The sequence below is a fragment of the Streptomyces mangrovisoli genome, from assembly GCF_000974985.2.
In the GTDB taxonomy this organism is placed as follows: Bacteria; Actinomycetota; Actinomycetes; order Streptomycetales; family Streptomycetaceae; genus Streptomyces; species Streptomyces mangrovisoli.
The window spans coordinates 1-3285 of record NZ_LAVA02000152.1 but is presented as its reverse complement, the minus strand read 5'-3'; the positions used below and the strand labels follow the sequence as shown (position 1 = coordinate 3285).

5 protein-coding genes are annotated in these 3285 nt (G+C 69.3%); all 5 read right to left on the bottom strand.

Features of this window, described 5'->3' with window-relative positions:
- The coding region (locus tag WN71_RS38475) for an adenylyl-sulfate kinase (protein ID WP_143074936.1) at positions 1-293 on the bottom strand (293 nt) is incomplete at its 3' end.
- A 4-nt stretch (positions 294-297) separates the two neighbouring features.
- Positions 298-1008, bottom strand: a complete 711-nt coding sequence (locus WN71_RS38470; protein WP_046589221.1) for a phosphoadenylyl-sulfate reductase — start codon at positions 1006-1008, stop codon at positions 298-300.
- On the bottom strand, positions 1005-1184 hold the full coding sequence (locus WN71_RS43115; protein ID WP_046589220.1) for a hypothetical protein: 180 nt from the start codon (positions 1182-1184) through the stop codon (positions 1005-1007). The genes WN71_RS38470 and WN71_RS43115 overlap by 4 nt, the downstream gene beginning before the upstream one ends.
- On the bottom strand, positions 1181-2878 hold the full coding sequence (locus WN71_RS38460) for a nitrite/sulfite reductase (protein ID WP_046589218.1): 1698 nt from the start codon (positions 2876-2878) through the stop codon (positions 1181-1183). The genes WN71_RS43115 and WN71_RS38460 overlap by 4 nt, the downstream gene beginning before the upstream one ends.
- Positions 2879-3005: 127 nt before the next feature.
- On the bottom strand, positions 3006-3089 hold the full coding sequence (locus tag WN71_RS43390; RefSeq protein ID WP_329125294.1) for a putative leader peptide: 84 nt from the start codon (positions 3087-3089) through the stop codon (positions 3006-3008).
- Between the last annotated feature and the right edge of the window lie 196 nt (positions 3090-3285).

Sequence of the window (3285 nt, the reverse complement as noted above, 5' to 3'; positions counted from 1 at the left end):
CTGTCGGCGTACGGCGCGATCACGGGGACCAGCGCCTTGACGCCGTTGCGGGCGAGGAGTTCGGCGAGGAAGCCGATGCGCTGCACGTTGGTGTGCCGGTCCTCGCGGCTGAAGCCGAGCCCCGCGGAGATGAACTCGCGGATCTCGTCGCCGTCGAGCACCTCGACGAGGTGGCCCTCCGCGCGCAGCCGGCCGGCCAGTTCGTACGCGATGGTGGTCTTGCCGGCGCTGGGCAGGCCCGTGAGCCAGACGGTGGCTCCGGTCGTCACGTGGTTCTCCAATGTCGGTGTCATGGGGTCAGCCGTGCAGTCCGCACTCGGTCTTCGCGTTGCCGGCCCAGCGGCCGGCCCGCGCGTCCTCGCCCGCGAGCAGCCTGCGGGTGCAGGGCGCGCAGCCGACGGAGCCGTAACCGTCCATCAGCAGCGGGTTGGTGAGCACGCCGTGCTCGGCGACGTAGGCGTCCACGTCGTCCTGCGTCCAGCGGGCGATCGGGGAGATCTTCACCTTGCGGCGCTTGTCGTCCCAGCCGACGACCGGGGTGTTCGCGCGGGTCGGGGACTCGTCGCGGCGCAGCCCGGTGGCCCAGGCCCGATAGCCCGTCAGGCCCTCTTCCAGCGGCTGCACCTTGCGCAGCTTGCAGCACAGGTCGGGGTCGCGGTCGTGCAGCTGCGGACCGTACTCGGCGTCCTGCTCGGCGACCGTCTGACGGGGGGTCAGCGTGATGACGTTGACGTCCATCACGGCCTCGACCGCGTCACGGGTGCCGATGGTCTCCGGGAAGTGGTAGCCGGTGTCGAGGAACACGATGTCGACGCCCTTGGCGGCCCGCGACGCCAGGTGCGCGACCACCGCGTCCTCCATGGAGGAGGTGACACAGAACCGCTTGCCGAAGGTGTCGGCCGCCCACTGGAGGATCTCCAGCGCGGAGGCGTTCTCCAGCTCGCGGCCCGCCTGCTCCGCGAGCTGCTTCAACTCGTCGTCGGTGCGCTCTTCCTGAGCGGTGGTCATATGTCGTCCCCTCCGTGGTCGGCTCGCTGAAGACCCCGGGACAGCAGTCCCAGGAACTTCAGCTGGAATGCGCGATTGCAGCTCGCGCATTCCCAGGCGCCGTGGCCTTGCTCATGCGGACGCAGGTCCTCGTCGCCGCAGTAGGGGCAGTGGAAGGGGGCGGCCCGCTCGCTCATGAGAGGGCCTCCTCCGAGGCGCGCGCGGCCCAGGTGGCGAACCGCTCGCCGTCCGTGCGCTCGTCCTGGAACCGCTTGAGTACGCGCTCGATGTAGTCGGGCAGTTCGTCCGAGGTGACCTTCAGGCCGCGCACCTTGCGGCCGAACCCGGCCTCCAGGCCGAGCGCGCCGCCGAGGTGCACCTGGAAGCCCTCGACCTGCTCGCCGGCGCCGTTGACGACCAACTGCCCCTTGAGACCGATGTCCGCCACCTGGATACGGGCGCAGGCGTTCGGGCAGCCGTTGATGTTGATGGTGATCGGCTCGTCGAACTCGGGGATGCGGCGCTCGAGTTCGTCGATCAGCGAGATGCCGCGCGCCTTGGTCTCGACGATGGCGAGCTTGCAGTACTCGATGCCCGTGCAGGCCATGGTGCCGCGGCGGAACGGCGACGGCTTGACCATCAGGTCGAGCGCCTCCAGACCGGACACCAGCGAGTCGACCTGCTCCTCGGTCACGTCGAGCACGATCATCTTCTGCTCGGCGGTGGTACGGACCCGCCCGGAGCCGTGCGCCTCCGCGAGGTCGGCGATCTTCGCCAGGGTGGTGCCGTCCACGCGTCCGACGCGCGGGGCGAAACCGACGTAGAACCGTCCGTCCTTCTGCCGGTGCACGCCGACGTGGTCGCGCCAGCGGGCGAGCGGCTGGGCCGGCGCGGGGCCGTCGACCAGCTTGCGCTTCAGGTAGTCGTCCTCCAGGACCTGGCGGAACTTCTCGATGCCCCAGTCGGCGATCAGGAACTTCAGGCGGGCGCGGGTGCGCAGCCGCCGGTAGCCGTGGTCGCGGAAGATCGAGATGACGCCCTCGTAGACCTCGGGGACCTCGTCCAGCGGGACCCAGGCGCCCACGCGCTGGCCGATCTTCGGGTTGGTGGAGAGTCCGCCGCCGACCCAGAGGTCGAAGCCGGGGCCGTGCTCGGGGTGCTCGACGCCGACGAAGGCCACGTCGTTGATCTCGTGCACCACGTCGAGCAGCGGGGAGCCGGAGATCGCCGACTTGAACTTGCGGGGCAGGTTCGAGAACGCCGGGTTGCCGATGACCCTGCGGTGGATCTCGTCCAGGGCCGGGGTGCCGTCGATGATCTCGTCCTCGGCGATGCCGGCCACGGGCGAGCCGAGGATCACGCGGGGCGTGTCGCCGCAGGCCTCGGTGGTGGACAGGCCGACCGCTTCGAGGCGCTCCCAGATCGCCGGCACGTCCTCGATGCGGATCCAGTGGTACTGGACGTTCTGCCGGTCCGTGAGGTCGGCGGTGCCGCGCGCGAACTCCTGCGAGATCTCGCCGACGACGCGCAGCTGACGCGTGGTCAGCGCGCCGCCGTCGATGCGCACGCGCAGCATGAAGTACTTGTCGTCCAGCTCCTCCGGCTCCAGGATCGCGGTCTTGCCGCCGTCGATCCCGGGCTTGCGCTGGGTGTACAGGCCCCACCAGCGCATCCGGCCGCGCAGGTCGTTCGGGTCGATCGAGTCGAAGCCGCGCTTGGAGTAGATCGTCTCAATGCGTGTCCGCACATTGAGACCGTCGTCGTCCTTCTTGAACTGCTCGTTGCCGTTGAGCGGGGTGAAGTGACCCGCGGCCCACTGACCCTCACCGCGGTGACGGCTCACCTTGCGGCGTGGAGTCGCGGCAGCAGGGTTCTGCGGGGTGGCGGCCATGGTTGATACGTCCTTCGGGACAGGTGGAAAGCGGCTCTGACCTGCGCGTACGGGCGCACGAGAAATGTCTGCGCGTCATTGCGCGGGTGGAAGCAGAAGCAAAGGGAAACGGTGCGGCTGCGGCTCTTCAGCGCACCGGACACATGGCGCTGGACATGCGGCCGAGGTCGACGTGCCGCCGACTCACCAAGGCGATCCCAGTTCCAGACATGACGGAAGCGTGTCACGGCGATCTGGACACAGTCCAGCTTCGTCCAAAATGCGGACACCCTTGTCTCGCTATGAGAGACAAGGGTGTCGTCGGTCACATGTCGCGCGGGGAGGCTTGTCGCGCCAGGTCAGGCCGGGTATGCGGGTGGCCCGGGGAAGCGGACGCTGCGGGGTGCGGGGTGCGGGGTGCGGGGTGC

Excerpts from the sequence above, each read along its gene's own strand:
- WN71_RS43390 (WP_329125294.1), bottom strand. The coding sequence starts at position 3,089 with ATGTCTGGAACTGGGATCGCCTTGGTGAGTCGGCGGCACGTCGACCTC.
- WN71_RS38470 (WP_046589221.1), bottom strand. The coding sequence starts at position 1,008 with ATGACCACCGCTCAGGAAGAGCGCACCGACGACGAGTTGAAGCAGCTC.
- WN71_RS38460 (WP_046589218.1), bottom strand. The coding sequence starts at position 2,878 with ATGGCCGCCACCCCGCAGAACCCTGCTGCCGCGACTCCACGCCGCAAG.
- WN71_RS43115 (WP_046589220.1), bottom strand. The coding sequence starts at position 1,184 with ATGAGCGAGCGGGCCGCCCCCTTCCACTGCCCCTACTGCGGCGACGAG.